The sequence below is a fragment of the Burkholderia sp. BCC1638 genome (genome assembly GCF_902833195.1).
GTDB classification, from domain to species: Bacteria; Pseudomonadota; Gammaproteobacteria; order Burkholderiales; family Burkholderiaceae; genus Burkholderia; species Burkholderia diffusa.
The window spans coordinates 1-579 of record NZ_CADFEC010000102.1 but is presented as its reverse complement, the minus strand read 5'-3'; the positions used below and the strand labels follow the sequence as shown (position 1 = coordinate 579).

The following is a 579-nucleotide window of genomic DNA, read 5'->3' as shown; positions in this document are numbered from 1 at the left end:
GGTCGAGGAATTGGCCCGCGTGTAGCGATAGGCGACATTGAGCACGCGCCGCTCGCCCGGGCTGTAGCCGAAGCCGATGCTCGACTTCACCAGCTGGTTGTTGTCGGCGTTGTACTGGAAGGCCGTCTCCGACGCGAAGCCGGCGCCGAGCTTGAGCGAGGCGCCGACGATCAGGTCCGAGTGCCGCGCCTGGGTCGGCGCCTGGGTCGGGTCGAGCGTGACGCGCTGGTCGGTGAAGTAGTACTGCTGCGCGATCACGAAGCGCGCGCGCTCGTCGCCGGTGGCGGCGTCCAGGAAACGCGTGGTGAGCGCCGCGGTCAGGCGGTTCTCGTCCGAGATCCGGTCGTTGCCGACGAAGGTATTGGTGGTGAAGATCTCGGCCAGCCCGAAATCCGATTCGGCCGTGTCGAACAGCGGCGCGTCGAGCTGGTTGCGGTACGGCGTGTAGACGTAGTAGAGCCTCGGCTCCAGCGTCTGGATGAAGTCCTGCCCGAACAGGCGCACCGAGCGGTCGAACACCAGCCCGGTGTCGAACGACAGCGTCGGGATCGAGTAGGGGAAGCGCTTCGGCTTGGCCGG

At 67.0% G+C, this 579-nt stretch carries 1 protein-coding gene; it reads right to left on the bottom strand.

Annotated features, from left to right (window positions below; translation table 11 throughout):
• On the bottom strand, window positions 1-579 hold a 579-nt coding region (locus HWX22_RS31385), incomplete at both ends, for an LPS-assembly protein LptD (RefSeq protein WP_175917004.1).